The sequence below is a fragment of the Providencia sp. genome, from assembly GCF_040396775.1.
Taxonomy (GTDB): domain Bacteria; phylum Pseudomonadota; class Gammaproteobacteria; order Enterobacterales; family Enterobacteriaceae; genus Providencia.
The window spans coordinates 379348-401771 of the sequence record NZ_JBEBNT010000003.1 but is presented as its reverse complement, the minus strand read 5'-3'; the positions used below and the strand labels follow the sequence as shown (position 1 = coordinate 401771).

The window sequence follows — 22424 nt, the reverse complement described above, 5'->3', positions numbered from 1 at the left end:
TTTAGTAATAGATATCGGCATTTTTATATTGATAAATACTTATCTATGGGACTAGTGTTATTTAATGAATTTGAATAAACCAGCGCGACTCAAACTTATTTTTTAAATCTCATTTCATTATTGTTCGTAAGGTTATTGGTGAGCAAAATAAGAGCAGGTAAATGCTTTTATTTAAAATAAAATTCAACTATGTTTAATGCGGAGTTTAATGAGTTAAATACGCTAAAATGTTAAAATGGGAATAATTCTATTTCTCAAATACTTGTTTGGCTTTTAATTATTTTCAGATGATTGAACATTCAAAATCACTAAAATTAGTCTATTCCTATAACATTATTGTTAAAATAAAATACAATCAAATTGCAACTATAATAAAAACTATTGTTATCCATGTAGTAACTTAAGGTGGATGTATGGCAAAGAGAAGAGTGAAAGCTCTGCAAGTCTCAGTAATCTGTGGGTTAATGGCATTCCAATTCCCTGCATTTTCCAATGATGAAAATACGCAGCAAAGTGTAACCGAAGCTCAGCAACCGCAAGTTGTTGAAGTTAAAGAGACCATAACGGTTACACCAACACAGAGTATGGCAAAAATTACGGCATCACTTCCAGCAGATGTGAAACCTGTTTTTGCTACACAACTCGCTAAGTTATATGCCGATAAGCAGATGAAATTGCTATGGCAAGATGAAACGGCAATTAGCCAATTCCAACAGCAAATAGCTGAACTTTCACTTTCTGGTGTGCAACCGCAATTCAGCGAATGGCTGTCTATGTTGGAAAATAATCAACTTAGCGAGCTAGGGCGTGATGTTATATTGTCTGATGCAATGCTTGGGTATCTCCAATATTTGTCCTCAATTGAAGCGAGTGGGCAATATTGGTTATATACAAACCGCCCATATAAAATCATTGCACCGACAGCGGCTCAAATGAAACCATGGTTAGATGCAATTGAAACACAGCGTCTAACAGAGTGGATTAAAGCGCAAGCACCTAATCACCCAATGTACCAGCCAATGCGTAAAGAAATGCTGAAATTGCTGGCATTACCTGAAGATGAATTAGAAATCACAGGCACGAAAACGTTAAAACCAGGCCAGTCCAGTGATGATGTACTTGTGTTACGTAAAATTTTACAACGTGAAGGTTTGTTAGGTGAGAGCGTCACTGAAGACGTTGTTGAGACTGAAACACCAGAAACGTTAGCGCAAGTTGCTGAGCAAGCAAGCGAACAACCGACTGAGGTTGTAGCAGTCGAACTAGCAAAGCCCGCCAGCGCAGCCTCTAAAGTTTATGATCAAGAACTGGTCGATGCCGTTAAAAAATTTCAATTACAGTATGGCTTAGAAGCTGATGGTGTGATTGGAAAAGGGACTCGAGTTTGGCTAAACATGAAGCCCACACAAAAAGCAGGCTTGATGGCGTTGAATATTCAACGCTTGCGTATTATTCCTGCGAGTAATGGCACTGGAATTTTAGTTAATATTCCAGGTTATTCATTAGATTTCTATCTTAATGATGAAGTCATCCTTGATTCTAAAGTGATTGTTGGGCGTGCAGATCGCAAAACACCCATTATGAGTAGCGCATTAAATAACGTGGTTATCAACCCACCTTGGAGCGTGCCGACAAGTATGGCACGTAAAGATATCGCGCCAAGAGGAAAACAAGATCCAAGTTACTTTAGTCGTAAAGGATATACGGTTTATTCTGGTTGGGGTGCGGATTCCTATGAAATAAATCCTTACTCAATCGATTGGGATAATATCACCCCTGCAAACTTCCCCTATCGTATAAGGCAGGCACCGGGCCCAACAAATTCATTAGGGCGCTATAAATTCAATATGCCAAGTTCTGATGCGATTTATTTGCACGATACACCAAACCACAGCTTATTTAACCGTAATGCACGTGCGATAAGCTCAGGCTGTGTGCGTGTAAATAAAGCAAGTGAGCTTGCCAGTATTTTACTTGGTGATGCGGGTTGGGAGCAAAAACGTATTGATGGTGCTTTGAAAGAGGGGTCAACACGTTACGTTAATATCCCTGACCGAATTCCTGTCTATCTGTATTACCAAACAGCGTGGGTGGATAAAGACCAGCAACCGCAATACCGTGCGGATATCTATCAATATGATAATGGTATTGATAATGCGGATAAGTATTTGCCATTACTGAAAAAAATTATGCTGTAATATCTCGATAACAAATGAAGATAATAGGGGGGGAAACTCCTCTATTTTTTTCTTTTCTTGCCAATTCTGTTTAATTCCAAACAATTCCATTGTTAAATCATAACTTGCGATTATTATTTAAATTGAATTATTGATGTCGTGGCGATTTCAAATACATTACAGCAGATTTAACGTAATAATAATGTTAAGGCGCATAATTTAGTGATATGACTCTATTTTTGACGAATATTGCAATAAATTTGCCTTAAAGTATGCATATCTTTACATAATTATACATTAAAACTGACTATGATTTGCTAGACTCAATAGGTTGTCTGAAATTCATTGAATATTTATTTAAATTATTAGAGTCTGAGTTATCACCTATGGATATTATTGATCAAACCCGCAGAAAATGGCTGGGAATTGGCGCTGCAACAATGGGCCTCAGTTTGTTACCAAGTCATGTCTTTGCCGCTATGACGACACCACGTCCTCGTATTTTACGTTTTCAAAATATTAATACTGGCGAGTTTTTAAAAACAGAATTTTTTGACGGTCGCCGTTACAATAAATCTGAACTTGCCCGTTTGAATCATCTTTTTCGTGATTATCGTTGTGACAAAGTCAAAACGATTGATCCAAAATTGTTCGATCAAATTTATTTGTTGCAAATGATGATGGGGACGAATAAACCTGTCCAATTAATCTCAGGTTACCGTTCTTTAGAAACCAATAATAAATTGCGCAGTAAAAGTTCAGGTGTGGCGAAAAAAAGCTATCACACACGTGGACAAGCGATGGATTTTCATATCGAAGGTTTGCAATTAAGCAATGTTCGTAAAGCTGCATTAAAAATGGGTGCGGGTGGTGTTGGTTATTATCCGAGAAGCAATTTCATTCATATTGATACAGGACCGACAAGAACGTGGTAATCTGTGCATAGGTGACACAGATTACGGAGTAATTGTTCGATGAAATATACTATTATCCCAGTAACGCCGTTTATGCAAAACTGTCAGGTTATTTGGGATGAAAATACGTTAGACGCAGTTGTGGTTGATCCCGGTGGTGAAGCAGAAAAATTGATTTCCGCTATCGAAAGCCGTGGATTAACTCTGACAAAAATTCTGCTTACCCACGGTCATTCTGACCATATCGGCGCATCAGCTACACTTTCCAAACATTTTTCCGTGCCCATTTATGGCCCTCAGAAAGAAGATGCTTTCTGGATTGAAAACCTGGCTGAACAAAATGCCATGTTCTACATCGGAGAATGTCCTGATTTCACCCCTGATTACTGGCTTGAAGAAGGGGACAAAGTGACCTGCGGCGAAATTTCTTTTGATGTGTTGCATTGCCCTGGGCATACGCCTGGTCATATTATTTTTGTTAATCATGATGATAAACTGATTTCAATGGGTGATGTGTTATTTAAAGGTGGTGTAGGGCGTAGTGATTTTCCACGGGGTAATCACCAAGATTTAATCGCTTCTATTAAAAATAAAGTGCTACCACTAGGGGATGATTATCAGTTCATCCCTGGTCATGGCCCGATGTCAAACTTAGGTTTTGAGCGTAAAACTAATCCTTTCTTACAAGATGAATAGTTTACTGAAATTAATTATTCATAGCACCATTCAATAACCCCTTCTTAGGGGTTATTTTACATGTAGAGAGAATAATTTAAAACTATGTCCTAATTATATCCTTTGAATCTAGCTATATTTTTAATATTTGATATTTTAAATTGATTTTATTCTGATTTTAATATTAATTTTTTATTTATATAGGGATATATATGGATAAAGTAAATATAGGTTCTACATCATCGATGCAAGAAAATAATTCTGAAGGGAATAGCAAAGACTATGAAAGTATTAACCTACATCTTATACCTTTAAAAAAAGATAATGATATGCCTGTTTCTGGTATTTCAGAAAAACATCAAAAATTAATTGCTCAAGTTGCCAATGAGGAAAATATTGTTATTGGCATTCGGCCTATTGATCCTAAATCAACAAGTATTATAGGAACTGGAGAATACAGCAGTAAAGGGTTAGCGATAAAAGCGAAAAGTTCAGACTGGGGACCACATTCTGGGTTTATTCCTGTACAACAGCAGTTTGCGAAAAAATCTGAGAGAGAGAATAGCAAAAAATACAACAGTTACTCTCAAGAGTCTATTAATGAAGGTAAAGCTATTACTGTTATATTAGAAATTTCTCAAGAAAGAGTTGAGGAACTTATACGATATAATACGATCTATTTTTCTGATACAACAAAACAAGATGGATATAAAGAGATAACAGCATCTTTTGATGGTACTGAAAAATTGTTTTTCTTAAAAAAAAATATTAAAGATGGTGGGGGTAAATGGAATGTATATCATCAGGAAAATAATAAAATAGAACCATTTTATGTTATTGGTGATCCTAAAACAGGAAAAGCAATGACTGCAGATTATGATATTTTCAGTATTATTTTTCCGATGTCAGATTTAGAGCATTATGTAAAAGTAACACCGATGTTGGCATGGGAAGATTGGAAGGCTAACGTAAATTATGATGAACTAAATTCAGAACAAAAAAAATTATATAATAATGAAGTAGAATATAATAGGAAGGAAGGAAAAGATAATGGAATTACAAATAAAAAAATTAAAGAAATAAAAAATAAGTTAAATAAAAAACTTGGTTTAGCGGAGGGAATGGAGCTGATCCACCATGGTGCAGATGATGCTAACCCTGCGAGTATAATGAACGAAAATTTTCCCATTACCTTTTTATTACCAGAGCGACTAAAAGGGAAAAGTGCCCTCACAGGTACGACGGAATCCATTGATACTTATTTTCATATGACCCCCCAAGGTGCAATCATTGTTAATAACGTTGAAGATCTTTCTAACTTTCAACAGTTATTAATAAATCAAGGCTATAGAGCTCCATTAAATAAAAAATGGAGTGAAGGAGATAATGGTCAATATTTCGATCCTAAACGTAAATTATCAGTCAGTTTTATTGAAGGGAAAGGTGAAATAATAAGAAAGAAAAGTATCAGTAATAATGAGCCAAGCACGGAAAAACTAGCTGTTCAGTTAGATACAAACTTTGATGATATTTATTTAAATATGCAGGAAGAGCATAAAAATAGCCGATTGCCAGAAAGCCCTTCTCCAAAGATGGAGAATCTAGATACTTGGTTAGATCCGATGTTAATATACCGTCAAAATAAAGCTAATGATGCGGAAACTAATAGACAGGTAAAGCCGACTGAATATACTTATAATGTTATTATACAAAATGGTGGCGATAACGAGTCAGCTAAAGCAACCGCTTATGCATTTTCTAAACACCCTGAAGACTCAATGGTTATTCAGTATGATATGGGCTCGAAGCAATATAAAATTTTGCATGGCGACTTAAATAGAATTAATGTAGGAAAAGTACGTTGGATAACGATTAGTCATGGGCATTATTATGGTAATAATCTGCCAACTCTTTATATGGAAAAAAATGCACAGCAATATGTAGAAGCATTAATGTATTTACGCAGAAAAGTTTTAAAAAATACAATGCCGGATAAACTCGTCATGCTAGGGTGTAATTTAGGTCGAGGAGGTATTAATGAAAACTTTGCACTAAAAGCGACTGGTTTACTCGCTGAGAATAATATACACGCCCCTGTCATCGCTTATAATCGGCAAGTCGGAAATATATATTTAGGCTCTAAGCTTATCTATCCGATTGATTTTTCAAACGATACGATAAACACCCAAGGTTACAAATTTATCTATCAATACCACTCAGAGAGTGGGCAGGTCAGGATCAATAATAACTCTAGTACATTATATTTTATTAATGAGCTTCGCCGTGGTGAGCTGTCACTCACTCAGTTAAATGATTATATTGAGCCCGACCCTATGTATATGTTTAGGGATCCTGATACGCGTACTCTTGATAATGATTTACTTAAAAAAGTGGCTTATAATAATGATATTTATAAATTATTTGTTCAGGAACTTAAAAACCATAACAGTATTCTGCCTAATGAATTTTATACTACTTTCTCTGCGCGATTAAATAAACTCGGCATTACAGATATTCCCATTTGGAAGATGGTTAACAGACAGAATATTCAAAAAAAGGCATTAGCAAATAAAATTAAGCATTCAGAAGAATTAATTATTATTATTAGGCTAATGGGGGATAAAAAAGGTTTATTACAAGCAGAGAGTTTAGCCGCTAGGAATCCTCAAAATACGTTAATTTTTCAGATGGATGTAGACAGTAAAAAACATATTTTGGAATATGGTAAAGAACATTTAATGTCTTTAGTGGAAAAACAAAAAATAACCAATTGGGTGATGATTGGCGATGCAGAAACAGTACGAAAGTCCACAAATGCATTATCTATTGAGTTATCGACACTCAAAAAACAATACCCGCTGATAAGTCCTGAAAATATCCTGTTTCACTCTGTTGGACCAGCAATGATAACGGAAGCGGGTGAGCATAAAATATTTCTTAGTAGTTTATCTAATGAGCTTAAATTACAAGGTATTAACTGTGAAGTTAAATCTAAATTTACCTACGAAGCTCCAAATAACCCCGCAGTGGTGAGTAGTGACATTCCTACAACTACACTCACAGGTCACTCCAGTCAGCAACTCATTTCACTACTGGAAAAATTAGTGTTAAAAGATATTGACATTAAAGATATCAATTTAGAAAATCATCCATATCTTAAAGGCTATTTTACTGATGAAAATGGGGCGTTGAATCATCATAAGTTAATTATTGCAGCAAATGACCCACTTATTTCACCAAAGGTTAATCAATACTTTAATGGTGATAATGTAACAAGCCGCCAAGAATGGGACAATATATTTAATGGTGACTTACCCACTAAAATACAAACACAAGCATATGATGCCTGTACTATATTACAAGCATTAAATGATGGAACAATCACATTAAAAAGTTTAAGTTTAAAATCGCGAAATCAGCTTGAGTCATTATTCCCATCAATAAGTGGTTTAGACCGTGGGGAAGTTTTATCCGTGGTTAATAATGAAAATGAGTTTTTATTATTAAAGAATAATTTAATTGAAATTAGTCAATTAAATGACGGTCATTTTACAGAAAAAAATTCTCTCTAAAAAACATTAAGTTAAAAGATGTCGTTGAGCAATATAAAAGTTCAACAATGCTACAAAATCAACAGTTTAACAGTATAGTTAACCAAAAAAACAGCAAATACTCAGGTGTAAAATTAAATAAAGTTAATCATAATTCAATACGTGGATTGAGTAAGTCAACTAATTATGATGTGAAAATGGGGTTATTGTATGGTGTGGAGTTTCAATTAGCAGGGGAAGATTCGGCTTGTTTGTTTTTTAAACGCAAAGCGGAATTAGAACAGAAACAACAGCAAGGAATGCTTTCTGATGGGGAAACAGAATTACTACTAAAAATACAAGATTATACTGAAGATGTTATACAAAATATCACTAAAAATGGTATAGAAGCTGCTGATCAATCAATACTTTCAGTTATTGATGCAAATAATAGACATTATCACGCTATAGATAATTCTATCTTAATAATAAAAGGAAAATCAGTAAGCTATACCGTTAATCATTCTATTCGAGATGGAAATCATATTTATAGTTTATATGACCCTAATGGTTTTCAGCTTAGCATTAAAAATGCAGATGCTAACTTAGCGAAAAAACAGTTTCATCAAGTTATGATTAATTATTTTAAGGATGAGATCATTTTACCGGATGGAAAGAAAATAACGCGCAGTGAATATGCTGGATTTAGTTTGGATTCAAATGGCAGAATCAGAGCTGATTTCCAACTTATTGATATTGATGTACCTGCATTGCAACAAAATATTGGTCAGTATAAAACTCAGAAAGAACATATCCTAAAAAATAAACACTTTTCAGACCCAGTTAATTGTTGGGTTTATATTGATGGTGAAAAAATATCATTATCCAAGTTACAAAGATTAGGGGTAACAATTGATGGAAGATCATTAACTTCGCTCGACACAATGTCGGAAGGGTGGAATGATAAAATTCGTTTTAATGCTGAGAATCTTGCTGCTGAGTTAACAATGTTAAAAGTGCAAAGCGATGATGACATAAGTTTATTAAAAATACTGCATAAAAAAACGAATGATGTTGATTCAATCATTAATTATGAGACGGATTTTAAGAATACACACATATTAAAAAAACAACTTAAGATTATCGCCAAAGATATTGATATTAAAAATGACAATCAGCCTACAGAGCTAATCACAAACCTTCATAAAGTAGGTACTAAATTATCGCGCTTTCAACGGATTGGTAATCGTACAGGCCAAGTTATGGGGGGAGTTGGTGCTGTACAGACTTTAATTAGCTTACATACACTGATTAATCAGTTGGATAACCCTGATTTAACCGATGAAGAACGGCTAGAGGTTGAAAATCAACTCTATATTACCTGTGGCAGCGCTTTTGCAAATTATGGCGATATGATGTTACAGCCTGTTTTGCTTAAAATAGCCAATAATGCAAGAGCCTCTTCTTTAGCCTGCTCTCGTTTAGCTGCTGGCGTTGTTATTGTATTTAACTTAGTTGGTATGGGCTTTGACGCTTACCAGGCATATGACAATTTATCAAAATTAGATAGCGTGACAGATCCACAACAGCGACAAGACTTAATCGTAAATGCTGCTTTGTCTATAGCGAGTTTTGTGGTGAATGGTATCACTGTAGTTGCAGTATTAGTTGCCTCTTCGACAATACCCGTAATAGGGCTTGTCATCGGCGGAATTATATTAGTCGGTGGTTGGGTTTATAATGGAGTGCGTGCAGTTGAGAACATTAAGCAAGAAATCGATATTAGTTGGGATCGGGAATTAGAAGAGGGGATCCGTGGTGCTTTAGGGCTAGAACCAACTTTGCGCACACAACATGATCTCACGACAAAACGTTATCTTGAATTCTTTGAAAAAGTTGATTGGGAGTCGGATGTTGAACGATTTGAGCGCACATTAGCCCCTGCAGGTTTTAAATATCATTTAAAGATAATTGAAAAACCAAGAATAGTTGATGAGGAGCGATTCTATTTAGTGGCAGATGGTGAACCAATGATCGTAGGTTTTTATGCAGATCACTTTGGTGGTAAAGAAGTCAGAAGCGGGTATGAGGATGAATTTATCAACTATACTGAGCAAGGTGCACCGAGTTTTAATTTAGAAGAAATAAATATTTTACAAAATGAATATGTTTTAAGTAAAAATGGTGAAGTAAGAAAACGTACTCAAGATGATGCAGTAAGTACTTTTAGGCCAATAAAGAAAGCGGTATCAGGCAGGAAATTAATAGGAACTGAAAGTTTATCAGAATATTTAAATCTAAATTCGAACTATAATAATCTGCTATTGGAACAGTTTAAAAAAACGCATCATATCAATGATGTTAGTCAACAGAAAAAGTATCCGAATGATATATCGGCATCGGATGTAAGAAATGGGAGGTTATTTGCTATTACTGGTGAAACTGAAATATTTTATGCTGATGATGATAATAAAAATGGTATAACTAAATACTTCTCTAAGGAATTTAATGATGCTAATTTGATTTCCGGGTATATTAATGAGTCAATATCTGGTGGTATTAGTTTTAACTCTGGGAATGGCACGGATATAATAATAGGTAAGCATAATAGGGTTAATGCATTTCAGGCTTTAAATGGAAATAAATTTTTTGTTGGGGGGAAAAAAAATGATTATTTTTATCTAAGGGACAAGGGTTTCTTAGGCGAAAATAGATCTTTTATGTTGAAATTATCAGAATCTATGACAAAAAAGTATTTTGATGGTCAGGATGGGATTGATACTGTCATTATAGATGAGCATCCGGATACCGTTACCTCTATAGAAGTTGATTTAAATAAAAATAGTCTTGATTACCTTAATGGAAATCAATACTTTGCTTCTAATATAAATGTAGCACATGTTTTTAATATGGAAAATATTATTATTAGGGGGAGAGCAACGAATGATAAAATTATTGGTGATAATAATGATAATGTTTTAGATGGAGGAAGTGGTCAGGATTTAATTTTTGGGCATGCAGGAAATGATAGATTAATATTAAGCCATGGTAGTGCTGATGGTGGAGAAGGTGATGATACATACCATATTCGTCGTTATGACTGGGAAAGCGAAGTATCAGATGTTTTCTTAAACAAGAAAATATATAATTCAGAAAAAAAAATGTTTGAGCAAAAGAAAGTTTTCAATAAAAGTAATTTTAAGTTTCATCAGAGGGTAGTAAGTATCAATGAAGAAACTGCATCTAGTAGTATTGTTAATTTAGATTATGACCTCAGTGAAATAAATGAGATTTATATAGATGGCAATAACTTAGCATTAGAACTTTCTATGCCAATTATGAAGTTAGATGGCAAGGAAGTCGCTAATTTTGATGGATATATGACAATAAATTTAAATAACGTGTATGTTGATTCAACTGAAGGTAAAAAGCTTAACCACAATTATCAAATTAGAACGAGGGACGGTTTTTTACTTAATAGTAGACTCAAAGATATAAATAAAAAATCAAAAAAAACAATAGAAGAAAACACATTTGACATTACCTATTTACAATCATTCGATCAAAAGGCGATGGGTAAAGAAAAATCGGTTTATATATCGGTTTCAGATTCTGCAATGATTTTAAACCAAAGTAGAACATATACTAAATCAAGTTGGGGAGATTTTAAATGGCTGGGTCTTGCTGAGGGTTTAACATATGAAGGGAGCTCAAGTAATGATGTGCTCAATTATGTTTCGGGGGAAAATAATATCAAGGTCAGTTTAGGCAAAGACATTTACCGGTTTGACAATATTGAACTTTATCAGAAAGACATTGTTTTTGATTTTTCTACGGTAAGAGGCTTATATGGTGAAAATGACAAAGTGGTTTTATTACTCCCAACTATTAATGCTTTTGAATTACAGATGGATGGTTCTAAAATTGTTTTAAAAGATAGGTTCAACATTACAAACTTCTCTATTCGATTTGATAACTTTGATGAGAGCATGGAATATGCTGTTGTTATCCAAGATAAATATAGCAATTTGTTTAATGTTAATTTACGAAAAGACCAATGTGTCATTACGCCGATAGTACCAATAAATAAAGAAACTGATGATTCAGATGTAATTGTTTTACCGAAAGGCTATACACCAAAAAATGGGTTAATTAATGGCCTAGGCGGGGATGACGCTATTATAAATTATAGTTCACAAGTGAACTTTATTTCTGGTGGCTTGGGTGATGACATAATCACCAGCGCTGGAGAATTTAATGTTCTGTATGGTGGTGCAGGGGAAAATGAACTTACAGGAGGTGATGGGGATGATTTACTGCTTTCCAGCACTGGTTTTGACACCTTGCAAGGTGAGAAAGGAGATGACCATTATTTAATTGATTGTAGCCATGCTGGTATTGTATATATTGATGACTTAGATGGAAATAACCATATTCACTTAATTAATTTTAATAGTGAAGACACTATTCTAGAAACAGATGGTGTGACGCCGCTTGGGGATTTATCAGAGTTGGATGAGTCAGGTAAGATTGTTATCATAAAAAGAGCTACAACTGACAATAACCAAATTCATTTATATTCTGCTCCCTCGGATCATCTAGGATCGTTAATGCAAGATGGGATGGATAAACTTTTTAATGACCTTCATTCCCGTTTTTTAGAAGAAAAAAGAATGGAAAATAATGACTGGAAACCTATTTTTGTCCTTGATGGTGAATTAGATGGAATTGAAACACAAAGTCGTGTTGCCATTAATGTAGATAATATTCAATTAACGCTCTCAGGCCGAGATGACGTAAAAATATTTAAAGAAATAGAGACAAAATCCCCATGGCTCGTCGATTCGTTAGAGGGAAATGATGTGATCCAGGATGAGAGCAAACAAGGCCGTATCATCAAGGGTGGAAAAGGTCATGATGAGCTGACAACACTTGGCGGTGAAAATGTCCTTTATGGTGGCAAAGGGAGCGACCAATTAGTGGGTGGAGAAAATAGCGATTTATTAATTTCAACACAAGGTAAAGACAGACTTCAGGGCGGCAAAAGCAATGATGTATACCTTATTTATGGGGATGGCGTCGGGGATGTTAATATTCTTGATAATGAAGGTAGTAACCATGTTTACCTTATTAATTTTAAACAGGATAGCTTAACAGAAGTGCAGACCCCGCAAGGTTATACTCAAACCTCCATTCAATCGATTACAGGTAGATGGGTTCATATTCACCATCAAAACCATTTAATATCGACGGATAACCAAACAAACATTCAGTTTCATCATAAAACTCATGAAAGTTGGCGTGATAAGTCAGAACAAACGGTTGATAAACTGATCCAATTAATGGTTGAGAAACGTTATGAGTATGAAAGCACATCAGATAATGTATTAAAAGCAGCGTTAGCAGAAAAACGCCTGACGCATTTTGAATGGGTAGACCAGCTAGTTAACGCTAAAATTTAGCGTTATTAAAAAGGCACTCAATATGAGTGCCTTTTTGCTTTTTACTATCGTGTTTTGAAAACTTATAACACTTTCACGATGGCATCACACAGTGGAACCATGTTTTCTAAAGTCAGACCTGCCACGTTAATACGCCCAGAGCTCACCGCATAGATACCAAATTCGCTACGTAGACGCTCTACCTGCTCTTTTGTTAGGCCACTGAAGGAGAACATACCATTTTGGTTGATAATGAAGCTAAAGTCTTGTTTAGCGCCTTTTTCTTCCAATGTTTTCACTAGCAGCTGACGCATACGTTTAATACGTTCACGCATTGCTGTTAATTCTTGGACCCATTCTGCTTTTAACGCCTCATCAGACAGGATGGTGGTAACCACTGCCGCGCCGTGTGCCGGTGGGTTAGAGTAGTTTGCGCGGATAACCGCTTTTGCTTGGCTAAATGCGCGCTCTGCGTTATCGCTGTCTTTTGCGATAATTGTGCAAGCACCAACACGCTCGTTGTATAAACCGAAGTTTTTCGAGAATGAGCTGGCAACAATCATTTCAGGGTTGTTTTTGGTGAAGATACGCAGGCCTTCAGCATCTTCGTCTAAGCCTTTTGCAAAGCCTTGGTAAGCGAAGTCAAAAACAGGTAGTAAGCCTTTGTCTGCACACAGTGTAGCCAGTTTTGCCCATTGCTCCGCCGTTGGGTCAATCCCTGTTGGGTTATGGCAGCAGCCATGCAGAACAATCACATCACCTGCAACTGCAGAAGATAGGCTGTTTAACATGCCATCGAAATCCATGCCATGTTTTGCTGCATCGTAGTAGTTATAGGTCAAAACTTCTAAGCCAGCCGCTTCAAAAATATTATTGTGGTTAGGCCAAGTTGGGTTGCTTATCCAAACACGTTTTGCATTGGTCTGTTTCGCAATAAAATCAGCCGCGATACGCAGGGCACCTGTACCGCCCGGAGCTTGCGCTGTGCGTGCACGTTTTGAGGTGACAATTTCATGTTGTGCACCGAATAACAATTCTTGTGTTACACGGCCAAATTCTGGCATTCCGCTAATCGCAAGATAGTTTTTGGTGTTTTCGTTATCTAGCAGGAATTTTTCTGCTTTTTTGACAGTATCAAGCACAGGGGTTTTCCCTGATCCGTCTTTGTAGACGCCAATACCTAAGTTAATTTTGTTATCACGGGGATCAGCACGGAAACTATCAGCAAGACCTAAAATTGGGTCAGCGGGGGCAGAAGTAATTTTCTCAAACATGTTGTCGATTCCAAAGCTCGGTTGTGGTACCTAACATAAACCTGTGTCGTGAGGCAAAGCAAGGGTGTTTATGGCAACCTTACCTGTCAGATGCCCCATACAGTGGGTTAATGCTGGGTATAGCTGAAAACGGGTTTAGTCGAACGAGTCGAGTTCTCAGGTTAACGTGTGAAAGGGGTTTTGCCAACCGTTTTACGAAAAATTGGCGAGATCTTGTGAGCTAGGTAGGAATTGCATGTAATCCAACCAGAAATATCCATAAAGGCGGTGAATTTACCTGTCTTATCGATGGTTTGGGTTGATAACTACGAAGGTGAACTGGTTTTGAGGTAAGTAAAACAAAGCTAGGTATAACGTAGAAATAAAAAAGCAGCGCTGAAGCGCTGCTTGCAAAAACATGTTACCGTTTTATAGATTATCAGTTAACTGATAATTAGAATTGGTAGATTAAACCTAAACCAACTACGTTATCAGTAGTGATACCGTAAGCTTTGGTGAAATCATTTTTATCTAACAGGTTGATTTTGTAATCAACAACTGCAGACATGTTTTTGTTGAAGTAGTAGTAAGAACCTACAGAGATATATTTAACTAAATCTTTGTTGCCGTAAGTGGTGCTCAGGTCTTTACCTTTAGATTGGTTATAACCAATAGATGGTTTTAAACCGAAATCGAACAGGTATTGTGCAACTAACTCAACGTTTTCAGTTTTGTTAGCGATACCTGATTGGAAGCTACCGCCTGAACCGTAACGAGTCATGTTTTGAGTTTGACCGTACATTGCTGCTAAGTAAACGTTGTTAGCGTCGAATTTACCACCCACGTTCCATGCATCAGCTTTTTTACCACCAGCGTTAGGGTAGTTTTTCTGTGCAGGAGTACGTGAAGAACTTGAGTAACCACCACCCAGAGTTACGCCCCAACCTAAGTCATAAGCAGCTGATAAACCGAAACCGTCACCATTGTCTTTACGGACGCTTGAGCTAGACAGGTTGTCGTCGCCGTTCTTACCTTGATATTGCAGAGCAAAGCTCAGGCCATCAACATAACCGAATGCATTGCTATTACGGTAGGTTAACAGGTTACGGTTACGGCTAGTCATGAAGTTATCAGCTTGAGCCATAGTGTCGCCGCCCCATAAAGGCATAACGTCGGTCCATGCGTTCGTGTCATAGATAACACCGTAGTTACGGCCGTAGTCGATTGAACCGAAATCAGCAAAACGTAAACCAGCATATGCTAAACGGTTTTTGTTCTCGCCTTCGTTTTCAGCTTTGTTAGTTTTAGTTTCCCACTCGAAACGACCAAAACCAGTCAGTTGATCAGTGATTTGAGTATCACCTTTAACACCTAAACGAACACGTGAATCATCACCATCTTGGCTTGGAGCATCTTTGCTGTTGCCATCAGCGATGTAGTGACGAACGTCAACTTTACCGTAAACGTCTAACTTGTTACCGTCTTTGTTGTATACTTCAGCTGCGTTTGCTGCACCAGCAGCTAACAGAGCTGGGATAACCATTGCAAGAATATTGCGTTTCATCATTATTATTACCCTCATTGGTGTTATTCGGACACCTGCCACTGCCAAAAATAATTCGCAAAAATAATTGGAACTATTTATGAGAGATTAGTGTCGTCTATGTCGGCGACCAGTGTTCCATTGCTAAATAAATTTATCTACCCTCAAAGTGCTACAAAATCAAAGATTCTGAAACAAATGGTAACTGGATGTTTCTAAATGTAAAAAATAGAGTAAAAAACAACCACTCATCGTACCAGTTTAAAAAATATTACAAAATTTAGGGAACTTTTTTGATAGACGATTTGAGCTTTTTTTGAGCAACTTAGATAAATTTCACTGAAGATTTCTGGTTGGCAAAAAACAAAAATGGAGCAAAAAAGCAGATTATTCTTAGCAATATCAACGTAGGTGCAATATAACGGGAAATTATAAGGCAATAACGTAAAAAATGTGATCTATTTATCAGAAGGCTGAAACTAAATGTAACAAGGTGAGATAGTTATGAAGTGAAAGTATCTCAGGGCTTAATAACCACGAGCCAACATGTGCTGGCCCGTGATTTTATTGCATTAACACAGAAAGCAGAAATTAGAATGCTGCATTTCTTGGGGTGCGTGGGAATGGGATCACTTCACGAACGTTACCGACACCAGTTACATAGGCAACTAAGCGCTCAAAACCAAGGCCGAAACCGGAGTGAGGCACGGTGCCGTAACGGCGCAGATCACGGTACCACCAGTAATCTTCTTTATTCATGCCCATTTCTGCAAGGCGTGCATCTAGCATATCCAGGCGTTCTTCACGTTGTGAACCACCGATGATTTCACCAATACCCGGTGCAAGGACATCCATCGCAGCAACGGTTTTACCGTCTTCATTGAGGCGCATATAGAAAGCTTTGATGTCTTTCGGGTAGTTTTTCACTACAACAGGCGCTTTAAAGTGCTGCTCAGCAAGGTAGCGCTCATGTTCAGAAGACATATCGACACCCCAGTAAACAGGGTTTTCGAATTTCTGGCCGCAGGTCTCTAGGATTTTGATCGCATCAGTGTAATCCACTTGTGCGAAATCAGAGCTAACAAAGCTTTCTAAGCGAGTGATAACGTCTTTATCAACACGTTGTGCAAAGAACTCTAAATCATCACGGCGTTCTGTCAGTGCCGCTTTAAATGCAAATTTCAGCATTTTTTCGGCAAGGCCTGCCACATCATCTAAGTTTGCAAACGCAACTTCTGGCTCTACCATCCAGAATTCCGCCAAGTGGCGACTGGTGTTGGAATTTTCAGCACGGAATGTCGGGCCGAAGGTGTACACTTTGCTCAGTGCGGTTGCGTAGGCTTCACCATTTAACTGGCCTGAAACCGTTAAGAAAGCTTCACGACCGAAGAAATCTTCGCTGAAATCCACTTCGCCTTTGTCATTACGTGGCAAGTTGTTGTAATCCAGAGTGGAAACACGGAACATTTCACCTGCGCCTTCGGTATCGGAAGCGGTAATGATTGGCGTTGAAACCCAGAAGTAGCCTTGTTCATCAAAGAAGCGGTGAATAGCTTGCGCTAAGGTATGGCGAACACGTGCAACAGCACCAATTAAGTTAGTGCGTGGGCGCAAGTGTGCTGCATCGCGTAAGAATTCAACGCTATGACGTTTTGCCGCCATAGGGTAAGTGTCAGGGTCTTCAACCCAACCAACGACTTTGACAGCGGTGGCTTCTAATTCAAATGATTGACCTTGACCCGGAGACTCTTTTACCGTGCCCGTGACTTCAACGGAACAACCCGTGGTGAGATGCAGGACTTCGTCATTATAATTCGGTAAATTATTATTAATGATAGCCTGTAACGGATTAAAGCATGAGCCGTCATAAACGGCGAGGAAAGAAAAACCAGCATTTGAATCTCTCCTTGTACGTACCCAGCCTTGAACGGTGACTTCAGAGCCTACCGCCACACGGCCTTGCAGTACGTCGACTACAGGCGCTACTATCATATAATTCACTCTCTTCTATATAATGGTTAATCTTATGCATCTGCAACCCGTCATACTTCAAGTTGTAGGTGTGTTGGCTTCACAAACCGACCCTAGTCACATACTTATGTATGCTCCTAGGGCTCAATTTGCTTGCCGCCTTCCTACAACTCGAATTATTTAGGGTGTATTCCAGCTTTCGTAATAGGAATATTCAATACCGAGTTCAAGTACATAATAACCTTGTTATTATGTGAATGGCGGATGAAACAGATTAATAAGGCTTTTTCATATTAATCCCATATTTCAGGGGCCAAAGCTCTATGTTACTTGCCATTTATTAGGAAACAAGTAAAAAATCGCGATAAAACATTTCTGTTGGAACGAACCGTGATTATTGAGCTTAAAAGCTATAGTAATAGTAAGTGAATAAAAGAAAAAGCGGGTTTTAAAGCTCTGAGCAATAAAAGTGCCTCAGAGCTTTGAGGAGAGAGGGCTAATTAACAGGCTTTTTCCATTTTAGGCAGGTCAAAGGCTTTTCTGAGCTGATTAACGAACTCATCATCCTCACAAATGGTCTTGCCGGGGCTATCAGACAACTTAGCAACGGGTTTTCCATTACATTCGACAAGTTTGATCACAATATTCAGCGGGGTAACATGCGGAATATTGCAGGTTAGCCTTGTCCCAATTCCAAAAACAAGGTTAATGCGCTGATGAAAATAGCGGTATAAGTCGAGTGCTTTTTGTAAATCTAAGCTATCAGAGAAAACCAGTGTTTTGCTCATCGGGTCAATGCCTAACTTTTCATAGTGAGCAATGGCTTTTTCGCCCCATTCGATAGGATCACCTGAATCGTGGCGTAATCCTTGGTAGCGCTTCGCAAAATTGATATCAAAGTCGCGCAAGAAAGCATTCATAGTGATACAGTCGGTTAACGCTATTCCAAGGTGGTCAGGGTATTCGTCTAACCAGCTTTGTAGGGCTTCACGTTGGCTATTTGCTAACTCAGGGCTAATTTGTTGATGCGCTTGGAACCATTCGTGTGCCTGTGTACCGACTGGGATTAAATCGAGTTCATGGGCCAGCTGGTAGTTACTGGTACCGATAAGGTAAGGAAATTCGTTTTTCAGCATGGAAACAATGGCGGATTGTACCGCGTAAGAAAAACGGCGGCGAGTGCCGAAGTCCATTAATTTAAAGCCGGATAAGTCCAGTTTGCCTTCATTGGCTTGTGCATAGAAAACGGTTAATAGTTTTCTAAGCTGATTAACGGCATCATCGGGAGTGATTTCAGGGTGTCTATCGCGCTGCACAATTTCACTTACAAGTGCAAGCAGCGGGACTTCCCACATGATCACTTCACGCCAAGGGCCGCTAATACGAATAGCAAGCTGCCCATTGTCATTAGAATTGACAGTGACCTGTTCTGGTTTAAAGCGGAACGTTTTTAGCCAAGTGAGGTAATCTTCTTGGAAAAAAGGTAAGCGGCGTAGAAATGTGAGTTCATCGTCAGTCAGGGATAAATGTTCCATCAACTGAACTTGCTGCCTAATTTCATCGGCGTAGACGCCTAGGAGCTCACTGCTACGACAGCGGAACTCAGCAACAACCGGTACGTGGTAGTATCGGTGGAAAACAGCCTGCTGCATATGAAGCTTGTAAGCATCGGTATCAAGCAGTGATGTAATAATCGGTGTAGCGTCTAAATTCATGGCGCGCAGACATCCTCGCGGAGCTTATCTACTTATATTTAGCAATTTGCTAAATCGTTAAAGTTGCAAAAGTATACCCACTTTAACAAAAGATAGAAGCGTTATTCTACCTGTCTGTATTGGCGTGGCATATTCAGCATAATTCGCTCATTTGCTTTCATGTAAAGCCGTTAAATCAGAGAACCCCATTTTGAAGCTAGAGCGATTAATGTTTTAGATACAAAACGATTAATCACGAAAAGATACTAACATGTCGAGAAATATTTAATAGTACAATAGCACCAACAAACAAACGATTTTGTAACAAAACAGCGACTATTAAATATAAGAAAGTAACATTGAACAAAAAATAGATAACATTATTTGATGAAAATGTTTCTCAAATCCGTTCACATTACGGTGTCTTATAGTATTGTATAAAGTAGCGAAGTAGTGCGATATCGAATATAACGAATTAAAAGGTTACTTATGACCCAGTTAAGACAAGCGAAATATCGTCAGGATTATCAAGCACCTGATTATACGATTACAGAGATTGACCTCGATTTTAACCTTGATCCTGTTAAGACCGTAGTAACCGCAGTAAGTCAGGTAAAACGCATTAACCCACAATCATCAACTCTTGAATTACATGGCGAAGATTTATCATTAGTCAGTATCGAAATAGATGGAAAAGCGTGGAGAGATTATCAACAATCTGAAGGTAAATTGATTATTAAATCATTACCTGAATCTTTTACGTTGCGTATCGTGAATGAAATTAGCCCTGAAAAAAATACGGCATTAGAAGGTTTATATGTTTCAGGTGATGCATTATGTACGCAATGTGAAGCAGAAGGCTTCCGCCATATTACCTTTTATCAAGACCGTCCAGATGTATTAGCGCGTTACACCACAACCATTACAGCAGATAAAGCGCGTTATCCTTATCTTTTATCTAATGGTAACCGCATTGCAGAAGGCGAATTAGAAAATAGCCGCCATTGGGTTAAATGGGAAGACCCATTCCCAAAACCAAGCTATTTATTTGCCGTAGTCGCCGGTGATTTTGATGTATTAAAAGATATTTTTGTTACCCGTAGTGGCCGTGAGGTTGCATTAGAACTGTTCGTTGATAAGGGTAATTTAGACCGAGCTCCATGGGCGATGCAGTCGCTAAAAAATGCCATGAAATGGGATGAAGAGCGTTTCGGTTTAGAGTATGACCTTGATATTTATATGATTGTCGCCGTTGATTTCTTCAATATGGGGGCAATGGAAAACAAAGGCTTGAACGTCTTTAACTCAAAATATGTATTAGCCAAAAGTGATACAGCCACAGATAAAGACTACTTGAATATTGAGTCTGTGATTGGCCATGAATATTTCCATAACTGGACAGGTAACCGCATTACTTGCCGTGACTGGTTCCAATTGAGCTTAAAAGAGGGCTTAACGGTTTTCCGTGACCAAGAATTTAGCTCGGATTTAGGTTCCCGTTCAGTTAATCGAATTAATAATGTCAAAGTGATGCGTTCGGCACAATTTGCGGAAGATGCAAGCCCAATGGCTCACCCAATTCGCCCTGAAAAAGTAATAGAAATGAATAACTTCTATACATTAACAGTGTACGAAAAGGGGTCTGAAGTCATTCGGATGATCCACACATTACTTGGCGAAGAAATGTTCCAAGCCGGTATACAGTTGTATGTCCATCGTCATGATGGTAGCGCTGCTACCTGTGATGACTTTGTACAAGCAATGGAAGATGCTTCAAATGTCGATTTGTCTTTATTCCGCCGCTGGTACAGCCAATCAGGTACACCAGTATTAACGGTACGCGATGAATATTCGCCTGAAAAACAGCAGTATACATTGCATGTTAGTCAAATGACGCCTCCGACGTTAGACCAAACAGAAAAACTGGCTCTGCATATTCCTCTGGATATTGAGTTATATGATGAGGAAGGGGGGGTAATTCCATTAAAACGTGATGGTAGCCCAGTAAACTCAGTACTTAACATCACCCAAGAAACTCAATCTTTTGTGTTTGATGAAGTTGCAACTCGCCCTGTGCCATCTTTATTACGCGAATTTTCTGCGCCAGTTAAATTAGATTATAACTATACGGATGAGCAATTAGCGTTTTTGATGCAGCATGCAAGCAACGAATTTTCCCGTTGGGATGCGGCTCAGCAGTTGATCAACAACTATGCAAAAATCAATGTTGAGAAGTTCCAAAAAGGTGAAGAGCTTATTTTACCTGAATCGGTAGTTGATGCTTTCCGCGCTGTTTTATTAAGTGAATCCATTGACCCTGCTTTAGCTGCGTTGATCTTAACGCTGCCTTCAGAAAATGAAATTGCAGAACTCTTTGCGGTTATCGATCCTGTAGCAATCCATGAAGTGATCAACTTTATTCACCATCAATTAGCGAATGAGATGTCGGATGAATTCCTGACAGTCTACCGCTCGATTAACATTGAAGGTTACCGTGTTGATCATCAAGACATAGCAAAACGATCGTTACGAAATGTTTGTTTGCAATATTTAGCGTCGAATGATGATATTACAATGGCGAATAAGCTGGTTGAAGATCAGTATAAAAACGCAGATAACATGACCGATTCACTGGCAGCCCTCACAGCCGCGAATGAAGCGCAATTGCCTTGTCACGCACAATTAATGGCTGATTTTGATGAACGTTGGCACCACGATGGCTTGGTGATGGATAAATGGTTTACATTGCAAGGCTCAAACCCTGCAAAAGGAACGTTATCGAATGTTCGTAAGCTGTTAAATCACCGTTCATTTAGCATGAGTAATCCGAACCGTGTTCGTTCATTAGTTGGCGCTTTCACGGCAGGTAACCCTGTTAATTTCCATGCAGAGGACAGCAGCGGTTATCAGTTCTTGTATGAAATTTTGGTGGATCTGAATACGCGTAACCCGCAGGTTGCTTCGCGTTTGATTGAACCACTCATTCGTTTAAAACGTTATGATGAAAAACGCCAAGCTCAAATGCGTAAGGTGTTAGAGCAATTAAAAGAACTCGATAATTTATCGGGTGATTTATTTGAAAAAATTACCAAGGCGTTAGAAAGTTAATTAGCCTCACGGGTAAATATAAGAAGACCCCTGAATGCTGTTTAGGGGTTTTCTTTTTCAACGAACATGCCATTGCGACAAGCTATACTCAGCTGATATCAAGCTCGCTTTAATACAG

10 protein-coding genes are annotated in these 22424 nt (G+C 37.9%); 6 read left to right on the top strand and 4 right to left on the bottom strand.

Going from position 1 to position 22424, the window contains the following annotated elements; translation table 11 throughout:
• The first annotated feature begins 413 nt into the window (after positions 1 to 413).
• The 5 genes from ldtD (at position 414) to ABWP91_RS06385 (ending at position 12758) form a co-directional block, all read left to right on the top strand.
• Positions 414 to 2198 (top strand): L,D-transpeptidase, encoded by a 1785-nt coding sequence (gene ldtD / locus ABWP91_RS06405; protein ID WP_353242553.1) that lies wholly within the window; start codon positions 414 to 416, stop codon positions 2196 to 2198.
• 365 nt (positions 2199 to 2563) lie between these two features.
• Positions 2564 to 3112 carry a peptidoglycan L,D-endopeptidase MepK gene (gene mepK, locus ABWP91_RS06400; protein ID WP_353242552.1) on the top strand — a complete coding sequence of 183 codons (549 nt, stop codon included), beginning with the start codon at positions 2564 to 2566 and terminating at the stop codon, positions 3110 to 3112.
• A 39-nt stretch (positions 3113 to 3151) separates the two neighbouring features.
• Complete coding sequence (locus ABWP91_RS06395) at positions 3152 to 3787, top strand: MBL fold metallo-hydrolase (protein WP_353242551.1); 636 nt, start codon at positions 3152 to 3154, stop codon at positions 3785 to 3787.
• A 191-nt stretch (positions 3788 to 3978) separates the two neighbouring features.
• Positions 3979 to 7338 (top strand): anthrax toxin-like adenylyl cyclase domain-containing protein, encoded by a 3360-nt coding sequence (locus ABWP91_RS06390; protein WP_353242550.1) that lies wholly within the window; start codon positions 3979 to 3981, stop codon positions 7336 to 7338.
• 47 nt (positions 7339 to 7385) lie between these two features.
• A complete protein-coding gene (locus ABWP91_RS06385) occupies positions 7386 to 12758 on the top strand; it encodes an RTX toxin (protein WP_353242549.1) in 5373 nt (1790 codons plus the stop codon).
• Between the two features lie 62 nt (positions 12759 to 12820).
• Here the strand turns inward: ABWP91_RS06385 and ABWP91_RS06380 are convergent, their stop codons facing one another.
• The 4 genes from ABWP91_RS06380 to pncB form a co-directional block, all read right to left on the bottom strand.
• On the bottom strand, positions 12821 to 14011 hold the full coding sequence (locus ABWP91_RS06380) for an amino acid aminotransferase (protein WP_353242548.1): 1191 nt from the start codon (positions 14009 to 14011) through the stop codon (positions 12821 to 12823).
• Positions 14012 to 14444: 433 nt separating this feature from the next.
• Complete coding sequence (locus ABWP91_RS06375; RefSeq protein ID WP_353242547.1) at positions 14445 to 15557, bottom strand: porin; 1113 nt, start codon at positions 15555 to 15557, stop codon at positions 14445 to 14447.
• A gap of 567 nt (positions 15558 to 16124) precedes the next feature.
• A complete protein-coding gene (gene asnS, locus ABWP91_RS06370; protein WP_353242546.1) occupies positions 16125 to 17525 on the bottom strand; it encodes an asparagine--tRNA ligase in 1401 nt (466 codons plus the stop codon).
• A 479-nt stretch (positions 17526 to 18004) separates the two neighbouring features.
• A complete protein-coding gene (gene pncB, locus ABWP91_RS06365; RefSeq protein ID WP_353242545.1) occupies positions 18005 to 19219 on the bottom strand; it encodes a nicotinate phosphoribosyltransferase in 1215 nt (404 codons plus the stop codon).
• 468 nt (positions 19220 to 19687) lie between these two features.
• Here pncB and pepN point away from each other — a divergent pair, with 468 nt between their 5' ends.
• Positions 19688 to 22306 (top strand): aminopeptidase N, encoded by a 2619-nt coding sequence (gene pepN / locus ABWP91_RS06360; RefSeq protein ID WP_353242544.1) that lies wholly within the window; start codon positions 19688 to 19690, stop codon positions 22304 to 22306.
• The last annotated feature ends 118 nt before the right edge of the window (positions 22307 to 22424 follow it).